Source organism: Flavobacterium frigidum, assembly GCF_048286735.1.
Classification (GTDB): domain Bacteria; phylum Bacteroidota; class Bacteroidia; order Flavobacteriales; family Flavobacteriaceae; genus Flavobacterium.
Genome location: NZ_JBLVPU010000018.1, coordinates 67019 through 92282 on the forward strand (window position 1 = coordinate 67019; position 25264 = coordinate 92282).

20 protein-coding genes are annotated in these 25264 nt (G+C 35.1%); 16 read left to right on the forward strand and 4 right to left on the reverse strand.

From position 1 onward, the window contains the following. Window positions 1-201 precede the first annotated feature (201 nt). The 6 genes from trmD (at window position 202) to ACNQGO_RS11565 (ending at window position 8220) form a co-directional block, all read left to right on the forward strand. A complete protein-coding gene (trmD, locus tag ACNQGO_RS11540) occupies window positions 202-900 on the forward strand; it encodes a tRNA (guanosine(37)-N1)-methyltransferase TrmD (RefSeq protein ID WP_417985338.1) in 699 nt (232 codons plus the stop codon). A 169-nt stretch (window positions 901-1069) separates the two neighbouring features. After that, complete coding sequence (rplS, locus tag ACNQGO_RS11545; RefSeq protein WP_073354306.1) at window positions 1070-1420, forward strand: 50S ribosomal protein L19; 351 nt, start codon at window positions 1070-1072, stop codon at window positions 1418-1420. 266 nt (window positions 1421-1686) lie between these two features. Continuing rightward, the gene (locus ACNQGO_RS11550) at window positions 1687-3912 is read left to right on the forward strand and encodes an NADP-dependent isocitrate dehydrogenase (RefSeq protein ID WP_417985319.1); all 2226 of its coding nucleotides are present in this window, start codon (window positions 1687-1689) and stop codon (window positions 3910-3912) included. A gap of 145 nt (window positions 3913-4057) precedes the next feature. Then, window positions 4058-6439, forward strand: coding sequence for a TonB-dependent receptor (locus ACNQGO_RS11555; protein WP_417985320.1), 2382 nt, complete (start codon window positions 4058-4060; stop codon window positions 6437-6439). 37 nt (window positions 6440-6476) lie between these two features. Continuing rightward, window positions 6477-7298, forward strand: coding sequence for a DUF4249 domain-containing protein (locus ACNQGO_RS11560; protein WP_417985321.1), 822 nt, complete (start codon window positions 6477-6479; stop codon window positions 7296-7298). 259 nt (window positions 7299-7557) lie between these two features. Beyond that, window positions 7558-8220, forward strand: coding sequence for a thiamine diphosphokinase (locus ACNQGO_RS11565; RefSeq protein ID WP_309757700.1), 663 nt, complete (start codon window positions 7558-7560; stop codon window positions 8218-8220). A 3-nt stretch (window positions 8221-8223) separates the two neighbouring features. On the opposite strand, the gene ACNQGO_RS11570 is transcribed toward ACNQGO_RS11565, so the two are convergent. Further along, window positions 8224-9090 (reverse strand): alpha/beta fold hydrolase, encoded by an 867-nt coding sequence (locus tag ACNQGO_RS11570; protein ID WP_417985322.1) that lies wholly within the window; start codon window positions 9088-9090, stop codon window positions 8224-8226. Between the two features lie 156 nt (window positions 9091-9246). Here ACNQGO_RS11570 and rlmF point away from each other — a divergent pair, with 156 nt between their 5' ends. The 5 genes from rlmF (at window position 9247) to uvrB (ending at window position 18108) form a co-directional block, all read left to right on the forward strand. Continuing rightward, on the forward strand, window positions 9247-10206 hold the full coding sequence (gene rlmF, locus ACNQGO_RS11575; RefSeq protein WP_417985323.1) for a 23S rRNA (adenine(1618)-N(6))-methyltransferase RlmF: 960 nt from the start codon (window positions 9247-9249) through the stop codon (window positions 10204-10206). A 394-nt stretch (window positions 10207-10600) separates the two neighbouring features. Then, window positions 10601-11212 (forward strand): RNA polymerase sigma factor, encoded by a 612-nt coding sequence (locus ACNQGO_RS11580; RefSeq protein WP_417985324.1) that lies wholly within the window; start codon window positions 10601-10603, stop codon window positions 11210-11212. Between the two features lie 76 nt (window positions 11213-11288). Next, the gene (locus tag ACNQGO_RS11585; protein ID WP_417985325.1) at window positions 11289-12401 is read left to right on the forward strand and encodes a FecR family protein; all 1113 of its coding nucleotides are present in this window, start codon (window positions 11289-11291) and stop codon (window positions 12399-12401) included. Window positions 12402-12602: 201 nt separating this feature from the next. After that, window positions 12603-15989 carry a TonB-dependent receptor domain-containing protein gene (locus ACNQGO_RS11590; protein ID WP_417985326.1) on the forward strand — a complete coding sequence of 1129 codons (3387 nt, stop codon included), beginning with the start codon at window positions 12603-12605 and terminating at the stop codon, window positions 15987-15989. Between the two features lie 127 nt (window positions 15990-16116). Further along, window positions 16117-18108: an excinuclease ABC subunit UvrB gene (gene uvrB / locus ACNQGO_RS11595; protein ID WP_417972081.1), complete on the forward strand. Its 1992-nt coding sequence runs from the start codon at window positions 16117-16119 to the stop codon at window positions 18106-18108. Here uvrB and ACNQGO_RS11600 read toward each other — a convergent pair. Further along, entirely contained in the window at window positions 18105-18506 is a 402-nt protein-coding gene (locus ACNQGO_RS11600; RefSeq protein WP_417972082.1) for an excinuclease ABC subunit B, read from the reverse strand. The two genes, uvrB and ACNQGO_RS11600, sit on opposite strands and share 4 nt — an antisense overlap. A 56-nt stretch (window positions 18507-18562) precedes the next feature. Here ACNQGO_RS11600 and ACNQGO_RS11605 point away from each other — a divergent pair, with 56 nt between their 5' ends. The 5 genes from ACNQGO_RS11605 to ACNQGO_RS11625 all read left to right on the forward strand — a co-directional run bounded on the left by ACNQGO_RS11605 (window position 18563) and on the right by ACNQGO_RS11625 (window position 22230). After that, complete coding sequence (locus ACNQGO_RS11605; protein ID WP_417972083.1) at window positions 18563-19384, forward strand: alpha/beta hydrolase; 822 nt, start codon at window positions 18563-18565, stop codon at window positions 19382-19384. Window positions 19385-19410: 26 nt separating this feature from the next. Continuing rightward, on the forward strand, window positions 19411-20421 hold the full coding sequence (locus ACNQGO_RS11610; RefSeq protein ID WP_417947942.1) for a dipeptide epimerase: 1011 nt from the start codon (window positions 19411-19413) through the stop codon (window positions 20419-20421). An 82-nt stretch (window positions 20422-20503) separates the two neighbouring features. Further along, complete coding sequence (locus tag ACNQGO_RS11615; protein WP_417985327.1) at window positions 20504-20971, forward strand: DUF1456 family protein; 468 nt, start codon at window positions 20504-20506, stop codon at window positions 20969-20971. 2 nt (window positions 20972-20973) lie between these two features. Beyond that, window positions 20974-21630, forward strand: coding sequence for an NAD(P)H-binding protein (locus ACNQGO_RS11620; protein ID WP_417985328.1), 657 nt, complete (start codon window positions 20974-20976; stop codon window positions 21628-21630). A 78-nt stretch (window positions 21631-21708) separates the two neighbouring features. Further along, window positions 21709-22230: a hypothetical protein gene (locus ACNQGO_RS11625; protein ID WP_417985329.1), complete on the forward strand. Its 522-nt coding sequence runs from the start codon at window positions 21709-21711 to the stop codon at window positions 22228-22230. A gap of 31 nt (window positions 22231-22261) precedes the next feature. On the opposite strand, the gene ACNQGO_RS11630 is transcribed toward ACNQGO_RS11625, so the two are convergent. Next, complete coding sequence (locus ACNQGO_RS11630; protein WP_417985330.1) at window positions 22262-23827, reverse strand: protein adenylyltransferase SelO; 1566 nt, start codon at window positions 23825-23827, stop codon at window positions 22262-22264. 163 nt (window positions 23828-23990) lie between these two features. Then, on the reverse strand, window positions 23991-25184 hold the full coding sequence (sucC, locus tag ACNQGO_RS11635; RefSeq protein ID WP_417944342.1) for an ADP-forming succinate--CoA ligase subunit beta: 1194 nt from the start codon (window positions 25182-25184) through the stop codon (window positions 23991-23993). Window positions 25185-25264 lie beyond the last annotated feature (80 nt).

Genomic DNA, 25264 nt, shown 5'->3' on the forward strand with positions numbered 1-25264 from the left:
AATGTAATTTATTTTTGAGGGATAAAAGTAGTCGAAAAAAGTGTGGTTTGAAAAGTATCTAAAATTAGTAATGCTTCTGAAAAACAATTCGACACTACAAATCCAAAAAAAGTTTTTATCCAAGATTAACTTATTTGAAAACGGAATCAACTTTGTACCTTTGCTCCCGAATCCTCGGGATTGAAACTTATAAAAGAAATTATGCGCATCGATATTGTTACCGTTCTCCCAGAATTATTGCGAAGCCCCTTTGAAGCTTCAATTATGAAACGTGCTATCGACAAAGGATTGGTGGAGGTTCATTTTCATAACCTGCGTGATTATACGACCAACAGACAGAAAAGTGTAGACGATTATCCTTATGGGGGCGGAGCTGGCATGGTCATGACCGTACAACCTATTGACGCTTGCATTACCCATCTGAAAAGTGAAAGATCCTATGATGAAATTATTTACATGTCGCCTGACGGGGAAACTTTGAACCAGAAAATGGCAAATACGATGTCGATGTATGAGAATATCATTATCCTTTGCGGACATTATAAAGGAGTAGATCAACGGGTACGTGATCATTTTATTACCAAAGAAATCTCTATTGGAGACTATGTTTTAAGTGGTGGAGAACTCGGTGCATTGGTTTTATCAGATGCTTTAATCCGATTGATTCCAGGTGTTTTGAGTGATGAAACTTCTGCGTTAACAGACAGTTTTCAAGACGGATTATTATCGGGTCCAATATACACCCGTCCAGCAGATTATAACGGATGGAAAGTTCCTGAAGTTTTAACTAGTGGAAATTTTGCCAAAATTGATAAATGGCGCGAGGATATGGCATTCGAACATACTAAAAACAGACGTCCTGATTTGCTGTCTTTCGACTCCACTCAAGATGACATGTAATACAAAAGCACCATTTTGAAATTATAAGTGACTCATTATAAGCCATCAAATAATTCATAATTTATAATTTATAATTCAAAATAATTACATACTTTTGCGCCCACATTGAGTTAACCTCTGGCGAGATCCGTGAATGTTGATTTAATACAAACCATAATTAAAAAATATCATGGCAGATTTAATGAAATTCGTTCAAGACGAATTCGTAACAAGAAAAGAATTCCCAGTTTTTGCAGCTGGAGACACAATCACTGTTTACTACGAAATTAGAGAGGGTGAAAAAACGAGAACACAGTTTTTCAAAGGTGTTGTAATCCAAAGAAGAGGTTCTGCTAACACAGAAACTTTTACAATTCGTAAAATGTCTGGTGCAATTGGAGTAGAGCGTATCTTTCCAGTAAACTTACCAGCTTTACAGAAAATTGAAATCAACAAAAAAGGTGCAGTTCGTAGAGCTAGAATTTTCTACTTTAGAGAACTTACTGGTAAAAAAGCTAAGATTAAAGATAAAAGAAGATAGTTCACTATCTTTTTATAAAAAAAGTCCCAACAATGTTGGGACTTTTTTTTGTCTATAATTTTCCTTAGAAATTATTAAATTGATAATATTGACCATATAAAACTATTAATATAGGAATTGCATGCTCAGAATCTTAAAATAAGGACGTTTCACTGTTAAATCCATCTTCTTTTACATCTGATTTTCATATATTTGCTCGCCTTATTTAAAGAAAAAAAGCCTTGAATAAGCTACGTTTAACGCGATTCGATTATAAAAATAAAAAAATGACACAGAAATCAAAAATTTTTTACACGCTTACTGATGAAGCACCTTTATTAGCAACCTATTCATTTTTACCTATTGTACAAGCATTTACGGGAACTTCTGATATTGAAATTGAAACTAGAGACATTTCTTTAACCGGAAGAATCTTATCCAATTTTCCAGAATTTTTGACAGAAGAGCAAAAAACTGGAGATTCTTTACTTGAACTGGGACAATTAGCAACAACACCAGAAGCTAATATTATAAAATTACCAAACGTTTCGGCATCTGTTCCCCAATTAAAAACAGCCATCGCTGAGTTGCAATCACATGGTTACAACTTACCAAACTTTCCAGAAGAACCTCAAAACGATGAGGAAAAAACGATACAAGCCAAATATTCTAAAATTTTAGGTTCAGCTGTTAATCCTGTACTACGCGAAGGAAACTCCGATCGTAGAGCACCTAAAGCGGTTAAAAATTATGCTAAAGCAAACCCGCATGCTATGGGAGCTTGGAGCGCAGACTCAAAAACTCACGTAGCTTCTATGGAAAGTGGCGATTTTTACGGAAGTGAAATATCCCTTACTGTTACTGAACCTACTGATGTTAAAATCGAATTCATAGCAAAAGATGGAACAACTACTGTTTTAAAAGAAAGTACACCTCTAAAAGAAGGTGAGATCATTGACAGTTCTGTCATGAACTTAAAATCTTTAAAAACGTTTGTAGCTAAAACAATTGCAGAAGCTAAGAAATTAAATGTCCTACTTTCTGTTCACTTGAAAGCGACGATGATGAAAGTATCGGATCCAATTATTTTTGGAGCTATTGTCGAAGTATATTTTGCAACCGTTTTCGAAAAATATGCTGTCTTATTCAATGAATTGAATATCGACACCAGAAATGGTTTAGGTGATGTGTATGCTAAAATTGCTGGACACCCTATGCAAACTGAAGTGGAAGCAGCATTAAATGAAGCCATTGCAAACGGACCAGCATTGGCTATGGTCAATTCAGAAAAAGGTATTACAAACCTTCATGTTCCTTCGGATGTTATTGTAGATGCATCGATGCCAGCTATGATTCGTACCTCAGGACAGATGTACGATAAAGACGGGAAACAACACGATACTGTAGCCATGATCCCAGACAGATGTTATGCCGGTGTGTACACCGCAACTATCGATTTTTGTAAAAAACACGGTGCTTTTGACCCAACTACAATGGGAAGTGTTCCGAACGTTGGTTTGATGGCTCAAAAAGCCGAAGAATACGGTTCGCATGACAAGACATTTCAAATAGCTGCTGAAGGACTTGTTCGTGTTGTAGATGCTAAAGGAACTGTTTTGATGGAACAAGACGTTGAGACAAATGATATTTTTAGAATGTGTCAAGCAAAAGATGCGCCAATTCAAGACTGGGTAAAATTAGCAGTAAACAGAGCACGTTTATCTAATACCCCTGCTATTTTCTGGTTGGATAACAACAGAGCACACGATAGAGAACTAATTTTGAAAGTCACTACATATTTAAAAAATTACGACACTACTGGTTTAAATATTCAAATTTTAAATCCTATTGAAGCGACCAACTTCACTTTAGATAGAATAGTAAAAGGACTCGATACCATTTCTGTAACAGGTAATGTTTTGCGTGATTATCTTACGGATTTGTTTCCAATTCTTGAAGTAGGAACATCAGCAAAAATGTTATCTATCGTTCCGTTAATGAATGGTGGAGGTTTGTTTGAAACGGGTGCTGGCGGATCAGCTCCAAAACACGTAGAGCAATTTATCGCAGAAGGTTACTTGCGTTGGGATTCTCTTGGAGAATTCTTAGCTCTTGGAGCATCATTAGAGCATTTAGGACAAACCTTAAAAAATCCTAAAGCAATGGTTTTGGCTGAAACTCTTGATGTAGCTACCGAGAAATTCTTAGCAACAGATAAATCACCAGCACGTAAACTAGGCGGAATAGACAATCGTGGTTCCCAATTTTATTTGGCTATGTACTGGGCAGAAGCATTGGCAACACAGCATAAAGAAGTAGCTTTGAAAACCATTTTTACTCCAATTGCAGCTGAATTATTAGCGAATGAAGCAATAATTAATACTGAATTGATCGCTGCTCAAGGGAAACCACAGCATATCAATGGTCATTACCAACCTGATCCAAAATTAACAAGCAGCGCCATGCGTCCAAGTAAAACTTTCAATGCAATCCTTGCGAAAATCAATGCTTAGATCAACTGCAACATAATGAATACTAAAAGACAACCTTCATCCGTTGTCTTTTTTTTATCTTAGCAATACCTTAACATCTGTTGTAAGTCATTAACCATTCAATTTGAGGTACTTTGTACTTTTTTATTTTGATAAACTGTAATCCATGAATTCAAAAAAAGTTATTCCTCTTTTAATCCTATTTTTTTGTTCAATAACACTCTTTGCACAAGAAAAATTCACACTCAGTGGAACTATCATTGACGCCAATAGCAACGAAACCTTAATTGGTGTAAATGTGGTACTACCAGAACTAAAAACTGGTGTAACCACAAATGAATATGGGTTTTATTCCATAACGCTTCCAAAAGGCGTGTACACCGTTCAAATCAGTTATTTGGGGTATCAAACTTTACAAGAATCCATAACATTGGATCAAAATGTAAAAAACAACTTTAAATTATTCAGTAATGAAACTGCCTTAAAAGAAGTTGTTATCACAGATAATAAAACCAAAACCGATATCAGAAAACCAGAAATGAGTGTCAACAAACTCTCTATTTCGACCATAAAAAAAATGCCAGTGGTATTGGGTGAAGTCGATGTTTTAAAATCAATTCTATTACTTCCTGGAGTTACCAATGCTGGCGAGGGAGCTTCCGGATTTAATGTACGGGGCGGTGGAGCAGACCAGAACTTAATATTACTAGACGAGGCAACCATTTTTAATTCCTCACACGTTTTTGGCTTTTTCTCCGTTTTCAATCCTGATGCTATTAAAGATTTGAAATTGTACAAAGGCGGAATTCCAGCCCGTTACGGCGGTCGTGCCTCTTCAGTTTTAGATATTTATCAAAAAGACGGTAATAGTAAAGAATTTCATGTCAATGGTGGAATTGGATTAATTTCCAGTAGAATTTTAGCCGAAGGTCCGCTAGTAAAAGATAAAGGATCGTTCCTTATTGGTGGTCGTAGTTCGTATGCACATTTATTCCTAAAACTTTCAGAGGAACAAAAAGACAATTCGGCATATTTTTATGATTTAAACACCAAGCTGAGTTACAAATTAAATCCTAACAATAGTTTGTATTTATCCGGTTATTTTGGCCGAGACGTTTTTAGCCTAAGCAAAAGCTTTACTAATATATATGGTAATGCTATTGTGAATTTACGCTGGAACCACTTGTTTTCAGAAAAATTATTTTCGAATTTATCGTTGATCTACAGTGATTATTATTACGGTTTAGATTTAGATTTTGTAGGGTTCAAATGGGATTCTGGTATAAAAAATTACAATATCAAGTACGATTTTAAAAATTATATATCAGACACATTCAAACTAAATTATGGGGTAAACGGAATTTACTATGAGTTCAATCCAGGTACTATCAAGCCATCTGATGATAATTCCGGTATCAACTTTGATCAATTGGATAAAAAATATGCTTTTGAATCGGCACTTTACATCAATGCCGATCATGATATATCCAATAAAATAGCGCTTTCTTACGGATTACGATATAGTATGTTTTACCGCCTAGGTCAATCTACGGTAAATATTTATGAAAATGATAATCCAGTACTTTTCAATTCAGATTTACAGATTTACGAAAAAGCAACTCCCATAGACACCAAGTTTTACGAACGAAACAAAGTGATGAAAAGCTACAACTATCTAGAACCTCGCCTATCCGTTGCCTACCAAATCAACGATGACCAATCTATAAAAGCGAGCTATAACAGAATGGTGCAGTATTTACAACTGATTTCAAATACCTCATCGCCTACTCCGCTTGATGTCTGGACGCCAAGCGACCGTTTTATTAAACCACAAATTGCAGATCAGGTGGCTTTGGGATATTTCAAAAACTTTAAAGACGATATGTATTCCCTGGAAATAGAAACGTACTACAAAGAAGTCCAGAACCGATTGGATTATATTGATGGTGCAAATTTAATAGCCAACAAAGCCATTGAGCAAATCATTCTAAACGGACAATTGCGTTCCTACGGATTAGAAATACTTCTCCGAAAAAACGAAGGAAAATTGAATGGTTGGATTTCCTATACATTATCCAAATCTGAGCAACAAACTCCAGGAAGAACGGCACAAGAATTAGGAATTAACAATGGTCAATGGTACAATTCTGTATATGATAAATTGCATAATGTTGCCATTACAAGTTCGTATAATCTAAATGAAAAGTGGTCATTTGGCGCAAATTTTGCTTTACAAACTGGTCAACCCGTCACCTATCCAGTGGGTAAATATGAATACTTAGAAATGAGCGTTCCTAGTTACGGACTGCGAAACGAAAATCGCCTTCCTACCTACCATCACTTAGATCTAGCAGCGACATTAACACCCACAAAAAACAAGAATAGAGATTGGAAAGGCGAATGGGTTTTTAGTATTTACAATGTGTACAATCGAAAAAACGCTGCTTCTATCAGTTTTAGACAAAACAATGATACAGGCAGTAACGAAGCAGTTAAGACTTCCATTTTTGGTGTGGTTCCTGCGGTGAGTTACAACTTTAAATTTTAAACCTTTTAACTTAAAGAGAGGAAATAAATAAAACATCATGAAAAAAATAACACTTTATCTGATAGCAATCATCGCATTTTTTACAACAAGTTGTGAAGATGTGATCGACGTAAATTTAGAAAATGCAGCACCAAAACTGGTTATTGAGGCGGCTATCAACTGGAGAAAAGGCACTGCTGGAAACCAACAAAAAATAAAACTAACTACTACTTCTGGATTTTACAGTACTGAAATCCCAAAAGTATCAGGCGCAACTGTGTCTATAAAAAATAGCGCCAATATTGTTTTTAACTTTGTTGAAATTCCAAATACAGGCGAATATGTTTGTTCGAATTTTGTCCCAACGATCAACGAAAAATACACACTCACGGTTATCAGTAAAGGCAATACCTACACTGCTTCAGAAACCTTGCAGCCTGTTGCTAGTATCACTAAAATCGTTCAAAACAATCAAGGAGGTTTTACAGGAACTAATAAAGAAATCAAAACATATTATCAAGATCCCGCTGGTGTAAGCAATTATTACCTTTATAAATATGCCTATTCCAATCGAAAAAAATCAGATTTTTACGTCGATGAAGATGAGTTTTTTAACGGAAACGAATTCTTTAGTATATCACAAAATGACGAGCTAAAAAAAGATGATACTATCGAAGTGAGCCACTTTGGAATTTCAAAAGCCTACTACAATTACATGAGTATTTTAGTAAGCATTGCTGGTAATAGCGGCGGCGGACCCTTTCAATCTCCACCTGCAACAGTTAGAGGAAATATTGTCAACACTACAGATTCGGCTAATTATCCACTGGGCTATTTTTCCCTAAGTGAAGTCGATGTTAAAAATTATACAGTTGAATAATTGGGAGCTTATCCTGCTGTTCATTTCAACAAAAACAGGTTTTAAACAGTTTTTTAGTCCGTATAAGAAGCTTCCTTTGGTCGCTCTTCTACAGTCAAAAAACTAAAGTTTACAATCTGTTTTTGGTTTTCATTTCCATCTGGGCTAAAGTGAAGTTGCCGTTTCCTGTTTACATATTTTAACTAACTTTAAAGTCAAAAATTTATCGTGTAAACGTACCAGAAAATCTAAATTCAAAATTCATAAAATATAAATCCTCATGTCTTCACACCATATCGTACGCGACGATCAAGAACCTGCATTAATTATTGCCAATGGTGCTTCCTGTAATCCAGAATTATTAGGGCAGCTTTTAGAATGGTCTCCACTTGTTATCGTTTTAGATTCAGCAATGGTTCGCGTGATGGAATTAGACATAAAAGTCGATGTTCTTTTAGGCGATTTTGACAGAGGATTTGATCCTGAAATTTACAAAACATCGCAATATCCTATTGAAATTATTCATACGCCTGATCAAAACAAAACCGACTTAGAAAAGGCATTTGATTATTTAATAGAAAGAAAAATCCCGGCAGTAAATGTAGTTTGGGCAACTGGCCGAAGAGCAGATCACACGATTACAAATCTCACCAATATTACCAGATATAGAAATCTATTAAAAATTGTCATTCTAGACGATCATTCTAAGGTTTTTCTATTACCCAAAAAATTCGAAAAATGGTATACTGCCAATACGCCTATTTCGTTAATTCCTATCGGTAATGTGACAGGCATTCATTCTGAAAATTTATTTTATCCATTAAAAAACGATAGCCTAACTATAGGATATCGGACTGGAAGCAGCAACCACGTTGCACAAGACGGACTGGTTACCATATCACATGATGAAGGAGATTTATTGATGATGGAATGTCTGGATTAGCATCTACTCTAGATTCAATAATGCATTTCTAACTATTTCATAATGACTCCACGGAATAAAATGATTGGCCTCATCAATAACTATAGAATCAATTGATTGGGCTGCTACAAAGCTTTTTTTCATAAAAGCCACATTGCTAAACGGCACTAAAGCATCTTTGGTTCCATGAATAATTGTGACAGCACTTGTTATTTTTTTCAAGTCAGGTGCTAAACTAAATAAATCTTTTTTTAACCACCACAATTCATCATTTGAAGGGCGCAAAGCACCAGGAATTAAATAACGTAATGGAACTGATTTAACGACCGTGCGCCATTGTTCTGGGTTTTCGGCCTTTGGATCTAATGATCCTGCAAGTATCACAACATGTTTATACCATGAAGGATGATCAGCAGCTAGCTTTGCCACCATAGGACCGCCATAGGAATGTCCTACAAGAATCATCGGTTGTTTGTTATCGATTAGTTTGATAAAGGAGCCTATTATTTGAGATTGCACCGTTAAATTTTGAGCATCCCCAAAATCACTATACCCAAAACCCGGTCGATCAATAGCAATCATACGGTATTTCTTCAACAAGGTGGTGTCCTGTAAATATTCTTTAAAAGCATTCCAACTTCCTGGCGATCCGTGTACAAAAATCAACGTGGGCTTTTGAGCATTACCCGTTTCTATATAATGTAGATTGTGTCCGTCAACTAGAGCATCCTTATCTAGAAAAACGGTTTTCGAAGCTCCAAAAAAGGCATTCGTTTCCTTACTGGAATAGCGCATCGTCATACAAGCTTGACACATTATGATATAAAAGACCAAAAAACTATAAACGATGTAGCGTTTCTTGAAACGAAATTTTGCAGGAATAAAAACCATCTTTACTGATATTTTTTATAAAAGTAATCGTTTTTAGGCTTCAAAAAAACCACGTTGTTTTATTTTATGATTTATTTCTGAGCTATTTATCGTGTCAATGAAGCCTTTAAGCATTTACAACTTTGGAATCCCTATATTTGCATCGAAATAAAGAAAATGAAAGCGAAAACGATTACCGAAAAGACGAATTTACACCCAAGAAATCTTGATAAATTTGGATATGATTTTGAGCAATTAATTATAAAATCACCTGAATTAAAAACTTTTGTCGCTGTAAATGAGCACCAAATAGAAACCATCAATTTCAGTAATCCTGATGCTGTAAAAGCACTGAACAAAGCGTTGCTTTTGTACCATTACAATATTAAAAATTGGGATATCCCTAAAAACTATTTGTGTCCGCCAATTCCAGGAAGAGCTGATTACATTCACTACTTAGCAGATTTATTGGCTTCAAGCAACAACGGAAACATTCCTGAAGGCGAGATCGTTCAAGGATTAGACATAGGTGTAGGTGCCAATTGCATTTATCCTATTATAGGAAATTCAGCGTACGGTTGGAGTTTTGTGGGAACCGACATTGATGTGCTTGCTATAGAAAACTGTGGCGCGATCATTGAAGAAAATCCAAAATTAATTGATGCCATCAGTTTGCAGCAACAAACGGAAGCTCGTTTTATTTTCAAAAATATAATTACGCCTGAGGATAAATTTACCTTTACGATTTGTAACCCGCCTTTTCATGCATCACAAGATGAGGCTACCAAAAGTACATTGCGAAAAATAAATAATTTAGAATCCCAGAGTGCTGCTACTAAAACAACTAAACCTATTTTAAATTTTGGTGGCCATAATGCCGAATTGTGGTGTGAAGGTGGCGAACTTGGTTTCGTGACTCAGATGATATACGAAAGTGCCAAATATCCAATGCAATGTTTGTGGTTTACGACTTTAGTCTCGAAAAAAGAAAATCTCTCTAGTCTATACAAAACATTAAACAAAGTCAGCGCTGTCGAAATTAAAACCATTGATATGGCTCAAGGCCAAAAAACAAGCCGAATTGTAGCTTGGACTTTTTTAAGTGTAGCACAGCAAAAAGCATGGAAATTCGAATAAAAACTCCTTTTCACCTGAATATTTCATCTCACTAATAATACTTTGATAGTCTTGAAAATCAATTTGTAACGATACAGTTTCCAATTATTCATTTAAAAGGAAGCCCTTTAAACACTTCTATTTTAAATCTATAATTAAATTTTCCACAATTTATTTTTCCAAAAAAATAACTATTCCTAAATAGTTATTTTTTTTTATAAAATATTGAACAAAAATTAATTATTAACATAATTTTAATTAGATTTGATAAATAAATATTTAAAATAGTCACAAATACATTTCTTTGACGATTCATCAAAAAGAGAATTAAAAACCTTACTATTAAATCCAAAAAAAAATTAAATACTCTTTTTAAGATAATTTACTTTTAAAATAATGAGCTAATTCAAACTAAATGGTAAAAAAGCAGCCCTTACATATCGACATACTTGAAGACTCCGCACTTTGGAACAGTCTGAAAGAAGGGAATGAAAATGCTTTTTCAGTACTTTTTAAAAGACATTATTCTCATTTAGTCCGTTATGGAAACTCCTTATTTCCTTATCCTGAAAAAGTACAAGACTGTGTACAAGATGTTTTTACAGATCTATGGATTTACAGAGACAAATTGAGTGACAAAGTAGTTGTAAAAGCCTACTTATTAGCCTGTGTTCGCAAGCGGATTACCCGATCACAAGAACGGGATCGTATTTTTAGGCTAAGCTCCTCTATAGATACGATTGAATTTTTATTTGATTTTTCAATAGAACACGAACTTATTTCTGATGAAACTACAGCTTCTAAAGTGTCACATCTCAATCAACTGATTAATGATTTGCCTTCTCGACAAAAAGAGGCTTTATATCTTCGTTACACCCAAGAACTTACTGTAGACCAAATTGCTGATACACTTAACATTAATTATCAATCAGCAAACAATCTTTTGCACCGAGCACTGTTAAGCTTACGCAAAGATTGGAAAGGAACTATCTGTTGCATTTTAATGCTATTTACATTGGCGTTCTAGTCTTCCAAAAAAAAATACCATTTAGTGAGTATCAATTAAAAAAATTGTCCTCTATATAATTGTAACCCTTTTTTTGATGCAACACCGTAATAATTATACCGAGATAGAACACTTTTTAGCTGATGAATCATTCCGATTATGGGTGTGTTGCAAAGACGTCCAACAAGAATGGGAAGAATGGACTTTAGAAAATTCCAGTCGTGCTAAACTGGTCGAAGAATCCAGATTATGGCTTTTAGCGATGAACGTTCCTAATGATGATTTAGCTGCGGATGAGGTTCAACATGCTCTAGAAGCTACTTGGGGAAAAATTGAAAGAACTGAAGGAAATAAAAAGGAGAAACCAGTTCTTAAACTTTTGCGAAAAAGATGGTTTAATGGAGTAGCTGTAGTTTTGATTATAAGCCTTTTAACAGGCTGGCTATACAATCAAAGCAACACTTCTGAAAACGCTGCACTGACATATAGTGAACTTATAAACGAAAATGACGAAGGTTTAGTTGAGCAAACTAACAATTCAGACAAACCACAAATTATAACATTATCCGATGGTAGTTCTGTTTTACTTCAACCCAACAGTAAACTAAGTTATCCTAAAATATTTGTGGGCAATGAAAGAAAAGTGTACCTCTCTGGTGAAGGTTTTTTCGAAATCAGTAAAGACCCTAAAAAACCATTTTTCGTCTTTGCGAATGAAATAGTTACAAAAGTAGTAGGAACCAGTTTTAAAATAAAAGCATACGCTAATCAGCCAAATGTGGAAGTGGTGGTTCGAACTGGAAAAGTAAAAGTAAGATCTAATGAATTAATCTCTAATCCAAAAGACCAACTGATTGTTTTATTACCAAATCAAGCTTTGCGATTCGTTCGAAAAAGCTTACTTTTTAATAAGATTACTGATATCACACAGGATGAATCATTGAGTCGTTCCACCAGTAATATAGAGCAATTAGGATTTGAATTTACAGACATTCCTGTTTCACAAATTTTCAAAACTATTGAGCAGGCGTATTTAGTGAAAATTGATTTCCCTCAAACAAAATTAAATAATTGCTATCTCACTACCTCTTTAAGCGATCAGCCTTTACCTGAAAAATTAAAAATTATTTGCAAAAGCATTGGTAACAATACGAGTTATGAAATGAATGGAAACCAAATTAAAATTATATCTGACGGATGTAACGAATAGCAACTCGCCAATGAATAAAAACAATACAATAAAAAAGCGCCGAAAATGCTGTAACATTCTCGACGCCTTGAATAAAATCAATTCGCTCTCTGTAAAGAGTAACTGCAGTGTTCTATCAATACCCTAACTAACAAATATTAATAAAAACAGACCAAAACTATGAAAAAAACCGTCCTTAAACAACGACTACTAATTCGAATTATGAAAATAACCTTATTTCAATTTGTTTTAGCGCTTGTCTTTTCAAGTGTAACAATAGCGAACAATATCAGAGGTCAAAAAAAACTGGACACAAAGGTAACTATTACCGTGACCGATTTGAACTTAGATACTGCATTGACTAAACTTGAAAAATTAGCACATGTGAAATTTTCGTATAATTCGAGAATGTCACAATTGAACCAAAAAGTGAGTGTTATTGCTAATAATGAAGCATTATCAAGTGTACTAAATCGCATTTTAAAACCATTAAAAATTAATTATACTGAAGTTAGCAATCAAATTATTTTACAAAAGGAAGAAATTGATAAAACAGGAAGTAATGGAGAATTTATCTCACTTTTAAATCAAAACGCAGTGGCTGAAATCATTAAAGGCCGCGTTGTTGATGAAAAAGGAGACTCTTTACCTGGCGTAACGGTTCTTGTAAAAGGAACTAAAAAAGGCACAACAACAGATATCGATGGGAGTTATACCATCAATGCTGAAATTGGAGACGTTTTGCAATTTTCTTATGTGGGATTAGAAACTAAATCCGTAACCGTAACTGGAACAACATTAAATGTTACTTTGACGGGAAGTGGAGAAACGTTGCAAGATGTTGTCGTAATCGGTTCCCGGAATGCCGCCAGAACAGTAACAGAATCTGCAGTGCCTATTGATGTTATCAGCATGAAAGAGATCAATTCTAAAGGACCTCAAGTAAATTTGAACCAAATTATGAATATGGTAGCACCATCCTTTACATCTGCCACGCAAACTGTAGCTGATGGAACGGATCATATTGACCCAGCTCAATTGAGAGGTTTAGGTCCGGATCAAGTACTGGTGTTAGTAAATGGAAAAAGACGTCATACATCATCTCTAGTAAACGTTAATGGTTCACCTGGTAGAGGTGCTGTAGGAACCGATTTAAATGCTATTCCTGCTTTTGCTATTGAAAAAATTGAAGTATTACGAGATGGAGCATCCGCACAATATGGTTCTGACGCTATTGCAGGTGTAATCAACTTAAATGTGAAGAAAAACACAAACAAATTAGAGGTAGCACTTTTCGCGGGAAGTCATTTTTCTAAGGGAGCAAACGACCATGCTGGCGGAAATGATGGAAACAATCTTCAGCTGGATTTAAACTATGGAACTGGTCTTGGTAAAGAGAAAAGTTTTATAAACTTTACAGGAAGTTTTCAATTAAGAGACCAAACAGGAAGAGCAGGACTTGAAGGAGACACAAGACAAGAATTTACCGGTTATAATGCAATCGAACGTGTAGCATCAGCCAACGGAATTGATGTCAATTCTTATTTTGGAAATAGTAACAATATGACTGCTGCTAATCAAACTGCTTTAATTTCGGCAATAAAAACTTATGCACCACAAGTAAGCTATTTCACTCCAGCAAAACAGTCGGAAATAAGCAGTGCTACAACTCTTGCAGCACTTAGAACTGCATTGAATTTTAATAATACCGACCAAGAAATTGCTGCAAGGGGTTTGACTAGAAGAGACTTTAATCAAAAAGTAGGGCAATCTTCTTTAGCAAGTAGCCAAATATTTGTAAATGCAGCTTATCCAATATCCAAAAATTCTGAATTATATGCTTTCGGTGGTTATAGTAACCGAAACGGTGCGGCAGCTGGTAACTATAGAAGACCAAGTACAGCCAATGCTTCGACTGCTGTTTATCCTAATGGTTTTTTACCAGAAATTCATTCGGAAATTAGCGATATATCTGCAGCTGTAGGTTTAAGAGGTAAAGTTTTTGAAACTTGGAATTATGATTTGAGTAATACTTATGGTAAAAACTCATTTGGTTTCAACGTAGAAAATTCGATAAATGCAACTTTAGGAACATTGTCGCCAAGCACATTTGATTCTGGTAAATTATCATTTGCACAAAACACAACCAATTTTGATGTAAGCAAAAAATTCGACAAATTAAATGTAGCTTTCGGAGCAGAATTTCGTCACGAAAATTATATAATTGCAGCAGGAGAAGAAAAATCGTATGCTGCATATGACATAAATGGTGCGCTTGTAAATGCGACCACAGCTAATAACTTAAGAGTTACTGATTTTTATGGCACAAATCGCGGAGCGGGAGTACAAGTGTTCCCAGGTTTTGGCCCAGCTAATGCTTTGAACAAAGATCGAAATAGTGTAGCGCTTTATGCTGATTTAGAGTATGAAATCACTGAAAAATGGATGGTGAATGGAGCTGTACGTTTTGAAAATTATTCTGATTTTGGAAATACTTTAAATTACAAATTAGCTTCTCGTTACAAAATTGCGCCAAACTTTAATGTAAGAGGTGCTGTTGCAACTGGATTTAGGGCGCCTTCCTTGCACCAAATATATTTTAATAATACGTCTACACAGTTTGCACTTGGTACCGCAGTGCAGGTTGGAACCTTTAATAATGATTCACAAGCGGCTCAATTATTAGGAATTCCACAATTAAAACAAGAGGAATCTCAGAGTGCCAGCGTTGGTTTTACTGCAAAAATTCCGTCGGCAAAGCTAACCTTTACCGCAGATGCTTACAGTATATATATTAAAGATAGAGTAGTATTAACAGATCAATTTGCCAGACCAGCTGGTGCACAAACACCTGGTTCTACAGGAGCAACTTTACAAGGCATTTTTGACGCCGCAGGAGCAACAGCTGCACAATTTTTTGGCAACTCCATCGACACTAGATCAAAAGGATTAGACATCGTAATTAGTCATAAAATTGAATTAAACGAAGCCATTACATTGAATAATGATTTAGCTGGAACTTTTTCTCAAACAAGAAAAGTGGGCGATATTCACGCTTCTCAAATCTTGGTCGATAATGGCCAAATAAACAGATACTATTCAGAAATTAACAGAGTTTATCTAGAAGAGGCAGTACCAAGAGTTAAATTCAACTTAACCAATAGTCTGTCATACAAAAAATTCGATTTCTTTTTGAGAAACGTATATTTTGGACAAGTAACCGATGGTGAAATTGTTGATGCAAATGGTGATGGAACTATTAATGCCATTGTTGTAAATGGACGACATGTAGAAAATGAACATTTAATATTAGATGCAAAAATAATTACTGATATATCCGTTGGTTACAATTTTACTAAAAATGCTAGATTTGTAATTGGAGCCAATAACCTATTAGATATTTACCCAACTGTAAACTTCAAAACACAAACTGTCGCTTTACGTGCATCTGGTGTAGATGCAAGTGGTAATATAATTTATTCTCCAACTACTGCAGCGAATAATACTATTGATCAGACTACAGGTAATCAATTCACTTACTCAAGACGTACCTCTCAATTTGGTCAAAATGGTCGTTTCCTTTTTGCTAGGTTAAGCTTCAGTTTCTAATAATTTATATTTCTCTAATGAAACCATCCTGTCATATCGGGATGGTTTTTTTTTGGCAAAAAGTTTAGAAAAAAAAGAATCCAAACTTTGTACCTTTGTCTCTCTTAACCTTTGTCCCTTGTTTTAAATGAATTTCCAAGTAGTATCTGATTACCAGCCAAAAGGCGACCAACCGCAAGCCATCGCAAAATTAGCACAAGGAATAGTTGATGGAGATCAGTTCCAAACGCTTTTAGGAGTTACAGGATCCGGAAAAACATTTACGGTGGCCAATGTGATCCAAGAAGTACAAAGACCAACATTAGTTTTGGCACATAACAAAACTTTGGCAGCACAATTATACTCGGAATTCAAGCAATTTTTCCCGAATAATGCTGTCGAATATTTTGTTTCATACTACGATTATTACCAACCCGAAGCATTTATGCCCGTTACAGGCGTTTTCATTGAAAAAGATTTGTCCATCAATGAAGAACTGGAAAAAATGCGAATGTCAACCACTGCTTCACTACTTTCTGGACGTAGAGATATTTTAGTAGTAGCATCGGTTTCTTGTTTGTACGGTATTGGAAACCCGATAGAATTTCAGAAAAATCTAATTCCAATTGAGAAAGGCCAGATTATTTCTCGTACCAAATTATTACATCAATTGGTACAAAGTTTATATTCTAGAACTGAAGCCGATTTTAATCCTGGAAGTTTCAGGATAAAAGGAGACACTGTTGATGTGTATCCTAGTTATGCAGATGAAGCCTACCGCATTCATTTTTTTGGTGATGAAATTGAGGAGATCGAAAGCTTTGACACCAAGAATTCTCAAGTCCTTGAGAAATTTGAAAGACTGACTATTTATCCCGCTAATATGTTTGTGACTTCGCCAGATGTATTGCAAAATGCAATTTGGGAAATCCAACAAGATTTAGTCAAACAAGTTGATTATTTCAAGGAAATAGGAAAACATTTAGAAGCAAAACGTTTGGAAGAACGCACCAATTTTGATTTAGAAATGATCCGAGAATTAGGATATTGTTCTGGAATAGAAAATTACTCGCGTTACCTTGATGGCCGACTGCCCGGAACAAGACCCTTTTGCTTACTGGATTATTTTCCCAAAGATTATTTGATGGTGGTCGATGAAAGCCACGTAACGCTTTCACAAGTAAGCGCTATGTATGGCGGAGACAGAAGCCGAAAAGAAAATTTAGTTGAATATGGTTTTCGACTTCCTGCTGCGATGGACAATCGTCCGTTGAAGTTTGAAGAGTTCGAAGCCATGCAGAATCAAGTCATATACGTATCCGCTACACCAGCAGATTATGAGTTACAGAAAACTGAAGGAGTGGTTGTCGAGCAGGTAATTCGTCCTACAGGTTTATTAGATCCCATTATTGAAATTCGACCGAGCTTAAACCAAATAGATGATTTAATTGAAGAAATTCAGGTTCGAGCCGAAATTGACGAACGTGTTTTAGTGACGACTTTAACCAAAAGAATGGCCGAAGAACTAGCCAAATATTTAACTAAAGTCAATATTCGTTGTCGTTACATTCACTCTGAAGTAGATACTTTGGAACGAATAGAAATTATGCAAGATTTGCGAAAAGGGATTTTTGATGTTTTGATTGGTGTGAATTTACTTCGTGAAGGATTAGATTTACCTGAGGTTTCGTTGGTAGCAATTTTAGATGCGGATAAAGAAGGATTTCTAAGAAGTCATCGTTCGCTTACACAAACCATTGGCCGCGCTGCGAGAAATTTGAATGGAAAAGCAATTATGTATGCAGATAAAATTACCAATAGTATGCAAAAAACGATTGATGAAACTACCTATCGCAGAACCAAACAGATTAATTACAATACTGCAAATAATTTAACTCCTCAGGCTTTAAACAAAAAGATAGAAAGTGCCTTTACAAAAAACCCGCTAGTAGATTACGAGTTAGGAAACTCTTTGAACGCTGCCGCAGAACCAGAAAACCTGTACCTATCTAAACCTGAAATTGAAAAACTGATTCGTGAAAAAAGAAAATCAATGGAAAAATCTGCTAAAGAATTAGACTTTATGCAAGCGGCTAAATTACGTGATGAAATAAAAGCATTGCAAGGACAATTGACTTAATTATACTGCTCCTGAAAAACATTCAACAAAACTGCTCCGTCAATAATTGCGTTTGGTGCGTTTTGCATCAATTTAAGAACTCTTTTTGTTGCTGTCGGATTCAATCCCATATTTATTGCAATTTGCTGAAGAGTAATCATTTCTTTTTCATGTAAAATTCCGTCACAGTACATCAACAAGGCCAATCTATAAAATTGTTGAATACGCAAAAACTCTGTTTTAATAGGTATTTGTGGTGCCTCTTCATGAAAAAACTGATTAAATTCGTCTTTATTTATCTGTAACCCTTGAGCAATAATTGCTAAGAAATCATATTCTCGTTTGTGCAATTGTCCATCAACAGTAGAAAACGCAATCATCTCTAAAAGTAAACTTCTCTTTTCTTCGAATGTATTCATCAAATTATTATTTTTAGCTAAAATATTGTTTTTAATTTAAAACACAAAAACTAATAATGATTAGAAATACGTTCCTACTCCTCCTCTTTATTTTAATACCCGTAAAAATAAATGCGCAAGAGAAAATGCAAAATATTGGGAGCACTGCTACAAAGCAAGTTTCCACTTTTACAATTGACGCCCCACAATTGAAGAGCACAAAGAAAATTTGGGTGTATTTGCCTAAAAATTATGCCAATTCAAAAAAGAAATTCTCGGTCATTTACATGCATGACGCGCAAAATTTATTTGATGCCAAAACATCGTATGCTGGCGAATGGAACGTTGATGAAAAATTAGACAGTCTAAATGCACCCGTTATTATTATAGGAATCGAGCATGGAAATGATACCCGTATGGAGGAATTAACGCCTTTCAAGAATGTAAAATATGGTGGTGGAAAAGCCGATGACTATTTAGCTTTTATCGTGAAAACGTTAAAACCATACGTTGACAAAAACTACAAAACCAAACCCGACAAAAAACATACTCTTATCATGGGAAGTTCGCTTGGTGGTTTGAATTCTTTTTATGCGGTTTTAAAATACCCAGAAGTATTTGGTAAAGCAGGAGTATTTTCACCTTCCTTTTGGTTCTCCAAAGACATTTATACCCTTATGGAACAATCAAAAAAGACAAAAGCAAAAATCTATTTTCTATGCGGTGACAAGGAAAGTGACGATATGGTTTCTGATTTGAACAAAATGGAATACCTGCTGAATTCCAACAGATGTTATTGTTTGAACTTGAACCAGAAAAAAATTGTAAAAGACGGTCAACACAATGAAAAATTATGGCGAGATGGATTTGTACAAGCTATTTTATGGCTTGGTTATTAATAGCATCAATATAAAACAGATATTTTATGGAACTGATTTTAAGAGAGTACAACCTAAAATTAAAACATACCTTCACAATTTCGAGAAAATCAATCGACTTTCAGCCATCTTTAATTGTTGAATTAAAGAGCGATGGGTTTTCTGGTTTCGGCGAAGCCACTTCCAACCCTTATTACCACACTACCGTTACAATGATGCGTGCTGATTTAGAAAAAATTAGACCATTAATTGAAGCGAGTATTACCGAAACTCCAGAAGAATTTTGGACAAAAATCCATCCCTATTTGCAGAATAATATGTTTGCTCTATGCGCTCTTGACGTCGCATATAATGATTGGTATGCGCGTAAAAAAGGAAAAAAACTATACGAATTGTGGAATTATACGATCGATAAAAATCCATTGACAGATTATACCATTGGAATTGCTTCTATCGAAAAAATGATTGCAAAAATGAAAGAACTGCCGTGGCCAATTTATAAAATAAAATTAGGAACGCCAGAGGATATTGCTATTGTTACTGCTCTTAGAAAACATACTGATGCTGTTTTTCGCATAGATGCTAATTGCGGCTGGACTGTTGATGAAACGATCAGTAACGCCATCGAATTAAAAAAATTAGGTGTCGAATTTTTAGAACAACCATTAAAAGCTGATGATTGGGCAGGACACAAGGAAGTCTACAAGCATACTGTTTTACCAATTATCGCTGATGAAAGCTGTATCATTGAAACGGATGTCGCAAAGTGTCAACATCATTTTCATGGAGTGAATATAAAATTAGCCAAATGTGGCGGCTTAACTCCAGGCAGACGCATGATTAACGAAGCCAAACAGCTAGGTATGAAAACAATGGTAGGTTGCATGACGGAATCTACGGTGGGGATATCAGCAATAGCTCACTTATTACCGCAATTGGATTACGTAGATATGGACGGCGCATTGCTTTTAGCCGAAGATATTGCTACCGGAATCACGCTCGAATATGGAAAAACTACCTATTCTGAACACAATGGGACCGGCGTAATTTTACTTTAAATATTTTATCATCAAACCAATTCTAAAACTAAAATTGTGTTGTAATTGCTTTTAAAACGTACCTTTGTAAAAAATTATGATGATGACAAATAACGATATCTTTAAAAAACTTCGCGTTGCACTTATGTTGCGTGACGATCAAATAGTTGAAATATTAGAATTGGTAGATTTTAGAATAACCAAATCAGAGCTAGGTGCTTTTTTTCGGGATGAAAAACATGAAAATTACATGGAATGTGGCGATCAAGTGCTACGTAATTTTCTAAATGGATTGGTTATTCACTTGCGTGGAACCAAAGAAAATCCAAAAAATCCAAATGATGTTTTAGCCAAACACAAAGCACAAATTCCAGCGAAAGAAAGTGTAAAAGAGCGACCAGAATTTAAAGCCAAACCAAGAGATGAAGAGCGTTCTCGAGGTGATGAAGCGCCTTCGAAGAAAAAACCTGCAACCAAGAATAATTCAAAAAAACAATATCCCAAAGGTAATTCTAAAATACAAGTTGTAGAGAAAGTGAAATTTAATTTCGGTAAAGGCAGCAAATCCTAACCGTGAAAACGGCGTTAGTAATTGGAAGCACTGGTCTAATAGGCTCTGAACTATTGAAAATTCTTTTAGAGAGTCCAGAGTATACTAAGGTGGTGACTTTCGTAAAAAGAGATTTAGGAATCCGTCATCCCAAATTAACACAATACGGTATTGATTTTGATAAGCCAGAAACTTATGAAAATCTTGTTGTAGGGGACGATTTCTTTTGCACGATTGGCACAACGATCAAAAAAGCAGGAAGTCAAAGCGCATTCAGAAAAGTAGATTATGAGTATCCGCGACAGTTTGCCAATTTTGCAAGGCAAAACAAAGTCAAAAAATTTCTGATAATTTCCTCTCTAAATGCCAATGCAAAATCAAGTAATTTCTATTTGAAAACCAAAGGAGACATTCAAGATTTTCTCAAAAATTGCGAATTCGAAAGCGTTGCTGTACTGCAGCCCTCCCTTCTTTTAGGAAACCGAGCAGAATTTAGATTCGGTGAAAAAGTAGGTGCCTTTTTCATGCAAACGTTTTCATTTGTGTTTCAAGGCAACTTGAAAAAATATAAGGCGATTGAAGGTAAAACTGTTGCAAAAGCAATGTTTAAAATAGCTCAAAGAAACGACACAGGTTTCAAAATATATGAATCGGATGCGATTCAAGAAATTGGAAAGTAATACAATTGCAAAATCCTGAATGAGAGTTCAGGATTTTTTGTACATTTAGTTTGCATCAATGAATTTACACCTTCCAATATGAAATGCCTCTTTACCCTTTACACATTATTTTTTACAACACTATTTTTTGGACAAAAGAATAAAATTGAACAACCAGCGGTGTTTATTGATTCTAACTTAATTGCAAGAAATGCAATTGAATATATCAACCCAAATGAAATTGAATCCGTGAATGTTATCAAAAAGGACACCATAATAAATGCTGTTTTGTTTCATGGTCAGCTTTACATTACTTCTAAAAACCCTAAGAAATACGACTTTCTAACTTTAGAAAAAATCAAAACTGAATTTACAAAAATTAAAAGTAACGACGTCATTTACATGGTAAATGGAGCATTTATAAAAGACAATATTGATACTTTCAAATTAGACCGAAACTATATTTTAAAAGTTGAAGTTACTAATTCAGAAGAATTTTATAACCTAAGAGAGAGTACCGCCAAATTTGACATTATCAACATATTAGGAAAAACCAAAGAAAATTTAGATGATAAAAATAAGATTTTATTAAGAGGTCATGAAGCCATAGGAGTTAAATAGATTGTGTTTTAAATAATTTTTAAATCCCATTTTAAGAACTACAACTTAACATCGAACATCCCACTTTATCTCTAGCCCAATCGGGTCTTTTGGCAAACCATTTTTGAAACTGGGGTTGTTCGTCATATGGATTTTTGAGCATTTCGAATAATTCTTTCAATAAGTCATAATCTCCTTTATCCGCGTCATCTATACACAACTGCGCCATGTAATTTCGCAGCACGTATTTTGGATTAACTAAATTCATCAGCTCTTTTCTTTCTGTATCTAAAAGTTTTTCTTCATTAATTCGAATGCTGTACCGCTCCAACCAATCGTACCATTCCTTCATTGCATTTTCATTTAAATCCTTTTCATTGTAAAAAGCTTCTTTGACAGCATTGAAAGCGATTGTAACGGAATCATCTTTTGAAACAGTACTTAAATTTCTAAAGAAAATCGTCATATCTGTTTCTACTCTTTCCAATAATTCTACCAAAACGCCAACTAAAAGCAAGTCACTTTCTTTCTTGTCTTGAAGACCAAGTTTATTTTGCATCATTATCAAATATTCGCGTTCGTAATCAACGCTAAACTTATCTAGAATAGTTTCTAGTGGTTTTGCATCCTCAATCAGTGGATACAAAGCATTAGCTAATTGGTACAAATTCCACAAAGCAATTTCAGGTTGGTTGCCAAAGCGGTATCTTTTATGTTGTCTGTCGGTAGTATTTGGCGTCCAGCCAGCATTGTAATCTTCTAACCAGCCGTACGGTCCATAATCAATCGTAATGCCGTGAATTGACATATTATCGGTATTCATTACACCATGAACAAAGCCTACGCGTTGCCATTCGATAATCATTTTTTTTGTAGATTCAGCAACTGCAGCAAAAAACGCAAGATATTTTTCGGCTCCTTCGCTTGTAATAGCTGGAAAATGGTGTTTGATAGTAAAATCAGTAAGTAATTTGAGATTAACAAGATCATTTTGCGAAGCCAATATTTCAAAACTTCCAAAACGAATAAACGATGGCGCTACTCTACAAACGATGGCACCTTTTTCATACGCTGGATTTCCGTTGTACAACACATCGCGCAACACAGGATCGCCTGATAGCATTAGCGACAGCGAACGTGTCGTAGGAACACCTAAATAATGCATGGCTTCGGCACATAAATATTCTCTGATGGAGGAGCGCAATACCGCAAAACCATCCGCAGTTCTAGAATATGGTGTAGGCCCAGCACCTTTTAGTTGTAAAGTGAATGTCGCATCTTCATGAACTACTTCAGTAAGATTTATAGCGCGGCCATCACCCAATTGTCCAGCCCAATTCCCAAATTGATGTCCAGCATAACACAAGGCAAAAGGTTGGGTATTGGGATAAATTGTAGTTCCTGAAAACGTATTTAAAAAATCAGAAGAAAGTACATCTTCATCCGAAAGTCCGAGTGTAGTAGCCATGTCACCATTCGCATGAATTAAACTCGGATTAGAAGGCTTGGTCGGAGCAACATAGGAATAACATGTTTTTTTTACTTGTCTTGGACTATTTTCAAGATCAGGATCAGCGGGTAAATTAGTTATAAAATTATTTTGTATCTTAAGTTTCATGAGTTGTTGCAATTAGAAAACAAAGATAACCGTTGCTTACAATAAAACTTTACACTTTCAAGTAATATTATGATTTGTTCTCCTTAGTAATAGGAACTGCTTTAAACTAAAAAAACCTGTTTGATTACTCAAACAGGTTTTTGAAATATAAAAATTTTATTAATTAAGAAAGTGCTGCTTTTACTTGATCTGCTGCTTCTTGAAATTCAACTGCAGATAAAATTGGCATTCCTGAATTATCTATTAATTCTTTTGCGATTGCTGCATTAGTACCTTGTAAACGAACAATAATTGGCACTTTGATTGCGTCACCCATATTTTTATAAGCATCAACAACTCCTTGTGCCACACGGTCACAACGAACGATTCCACCAAAAATATTAATCAAAATTGCTTTTACGTTTTGATCTTTTAAGATAATACGAAAAGCAGTTTCAACACGTTTTGCATCAGCAGTTCCACCTACGTCAAGGAAGTTAGCAGGCTCAAAACCAGCATACTTGATTAAATCCATAGTTGCCATTGCTAATCCAGCTCCGTTTACCATACATCCTACAGTACCGTCAAGATCCACGTAGTTTAATCCTACTTCTTTTGCTTCTACTTCGATTGGATTTTCCTCACGAACATCGCGCATATCAGCATATTTCTTTTGTCTGTATAAAGCATTATCATCGATATTTACTTTAGCATCGACAGCCATAATTTTATTATCAGATGTTTTTAAAACCGGATTGATTTCAAACATCGAAGCATCAGATCCAATGTATGCATTGTACAAAGAGTCGATGAATTTCACCATTTCTTTGAAAGCATTTCCAGAAAGACCTAGATTAAAAGCAATTCTTCTTGCTTGAAAACCTTGTAATCCAACAGAAGGATCAATTTCTTCCGTAAAGATTAAATGTGGAGTATGTTCTGCAACTTCTTCAATATCCATTCCACCTTCAGTAGAATACATAATCATGTTACGACCTGTAGCTCTATTCAATAAAACAGAAACATAAAACTCAGAAGTTTCACTTTCACCAGGGTAATAAACATCCTCAGCAATTAAAACTTTGTGTACTTTTTTACCTTCAGCAGAAGTTTGAGGAGTAATCAATTGCATTCCGATAATTTGCTCTGAAATCTCTTCTACTTGTTGTAAGTTTTTGGCAAGTTTTACTCCACCACCTTTTCCACGTCCACCGGCATGAACTTGGGCTTTTACAACATACCAACTTGTACCCGTTTCGGTTGTTAATTGTTTTGCAGCAGCAACCGCTTCTACAGGACTATTAGCAACGATTCCGCGTTGAATGCGAACTCCGTAGCTAGCTAAAATCTCTTTTCCTTGATATTCGTGTATGTTCATAATATAGAATTTGTCTGGCTTCTGAATTTTTTCAGTTTAAAAGTGGCACAAAAATAGCAAAATTAAATGTAACTGTTATT

Bases quoted from the DNA above. Each gene is read 5' to 3' on its own strand.
- rplS (WP_073354306.1), top strand. From the start codon at position 1,070: ATGGCAGATTTAATGAAATTCGTTCAAGACGAATTCGTAACAAGAAAA.
- sucC (WP_417944342.1), bottom strand. From the start codon at position 25,184: ATGAACATACACGAATATCAAGGAAAAGAGATTTTAGCTAGCTACGGA.
- ACNQGO_RS11625 (WP_417985329.1), top strand. From the start codon at position 21,709: ATGAAATGCCTCTTTACCCTTTACACATTATTTTTTACAACACTATTT.
- ACNQGO_RS11600 (WP_417972082.1), bottom strand. From the start codon at position 18,506: ATGAATACATTCGAAGAAAAGAGAAGTTTACTTTTAGAGATGATTGCG.
- ACNQGO_RS11560 (WP_417985321.1), top strand. From the start codon at position 6,477: ATGAAAAAAATAACACTTTATCTGATAGCAATCATCGCATTTTTTACA.
- uvrB (WP_417972081.1), top strand. From the start codon at position 16,117: ATGAATTTCCAAGTAGTATCTGATTACCAGCCAAAAGGCGACCAACCG.
- ACNQGO_RS11630 (WP_417985330.1), bottom strand. From the start codon at position 23,827: ATGAAACTTAAGATACAAAATAATTTTATAACTAATTTACCCGCTGAT.
- trmD (WP_417985338.1), top strand. From the start codon at position 202: ATGCGCATCGATATTGTTACCGTTCTCCCAGAATTATTGCGAAGCCCC.
- ACNQGO_RS11555 (WP_417985320.1), top strand. From the start codon at position 4,058: ATGAATTCAAAAAAAGTTATTCCTCTTTTAATCCTATTTTTTTGTTCA.
- ACNQGO_RS11615 (WP_417985327.1), top strand. From the start codon at position 20,504: ATGACAAATAACGATATCTTTAAAAAACTTCGCGTTGCACTTATGTTG.
- ACNQGO_RS11590 (WP_417985326.1), top strand. From the start codon at position 12,603: ATGAAAATAACCTTATTTCAATTTGTTTTAGCGCTTGTCTTTTCAAGT.
- ACNQGO_RS11580 (WP_417985324.1), top strand. From the start codon at position 10,601: ATGGTAAAAAAGCAGCCCTTACATATCGACATACTTGAAGACTCCGCA.
- rlmF (WP_417985323.1), top strand. From the start codon at position 9,247: ATGAAAGCGAAAACGATTACCGAAAAGACGAATTTACACCCAAGAAAT.
- ACNQGO_RS11605 (WP_417972083.1), top strand. From the start codon at position 18,563: ATGATTAGAAATACGTTCCTACTCCTCCTCTTTATTTTAATACCCGTA.
- ACNQGO_RS11570 (WP_417985322.1), bottom strand. From the start codon at position 9,090: ATGGTTTTTATTCCTGCAAAATTTCGTTTCAAGAAACGCTACATCGTT.
- ACNQGO_RS11565 (WP_309757700.1), top strand. From the start codon at position 7,558: ATGTCTTCACACCATATCGTACGCGACGATCAAGAACCTGCATTAATT.
- ACNQGO_RS11550 (WP_417985319.1), top strand. From the start codon at position 1,687: ATGACACAGAAATCAAAAATTTTTTACACGCTTACTGATGAAGCACCT.
- ACNQGO_RS11610 (WP_417947942.1), top strand. From the start codon at position 19,411: ATGGAACTGATTTTAAGAGAGTACAACCTAAAATTAAAACATACCTTC.
- ACNQGO_RS11585 (WP_417985325.1), top strand. From the start codon at position 11,289: ATGCAACACCGTAATAATTATACCGAGATAGAACACTTTTTAGCTGAT.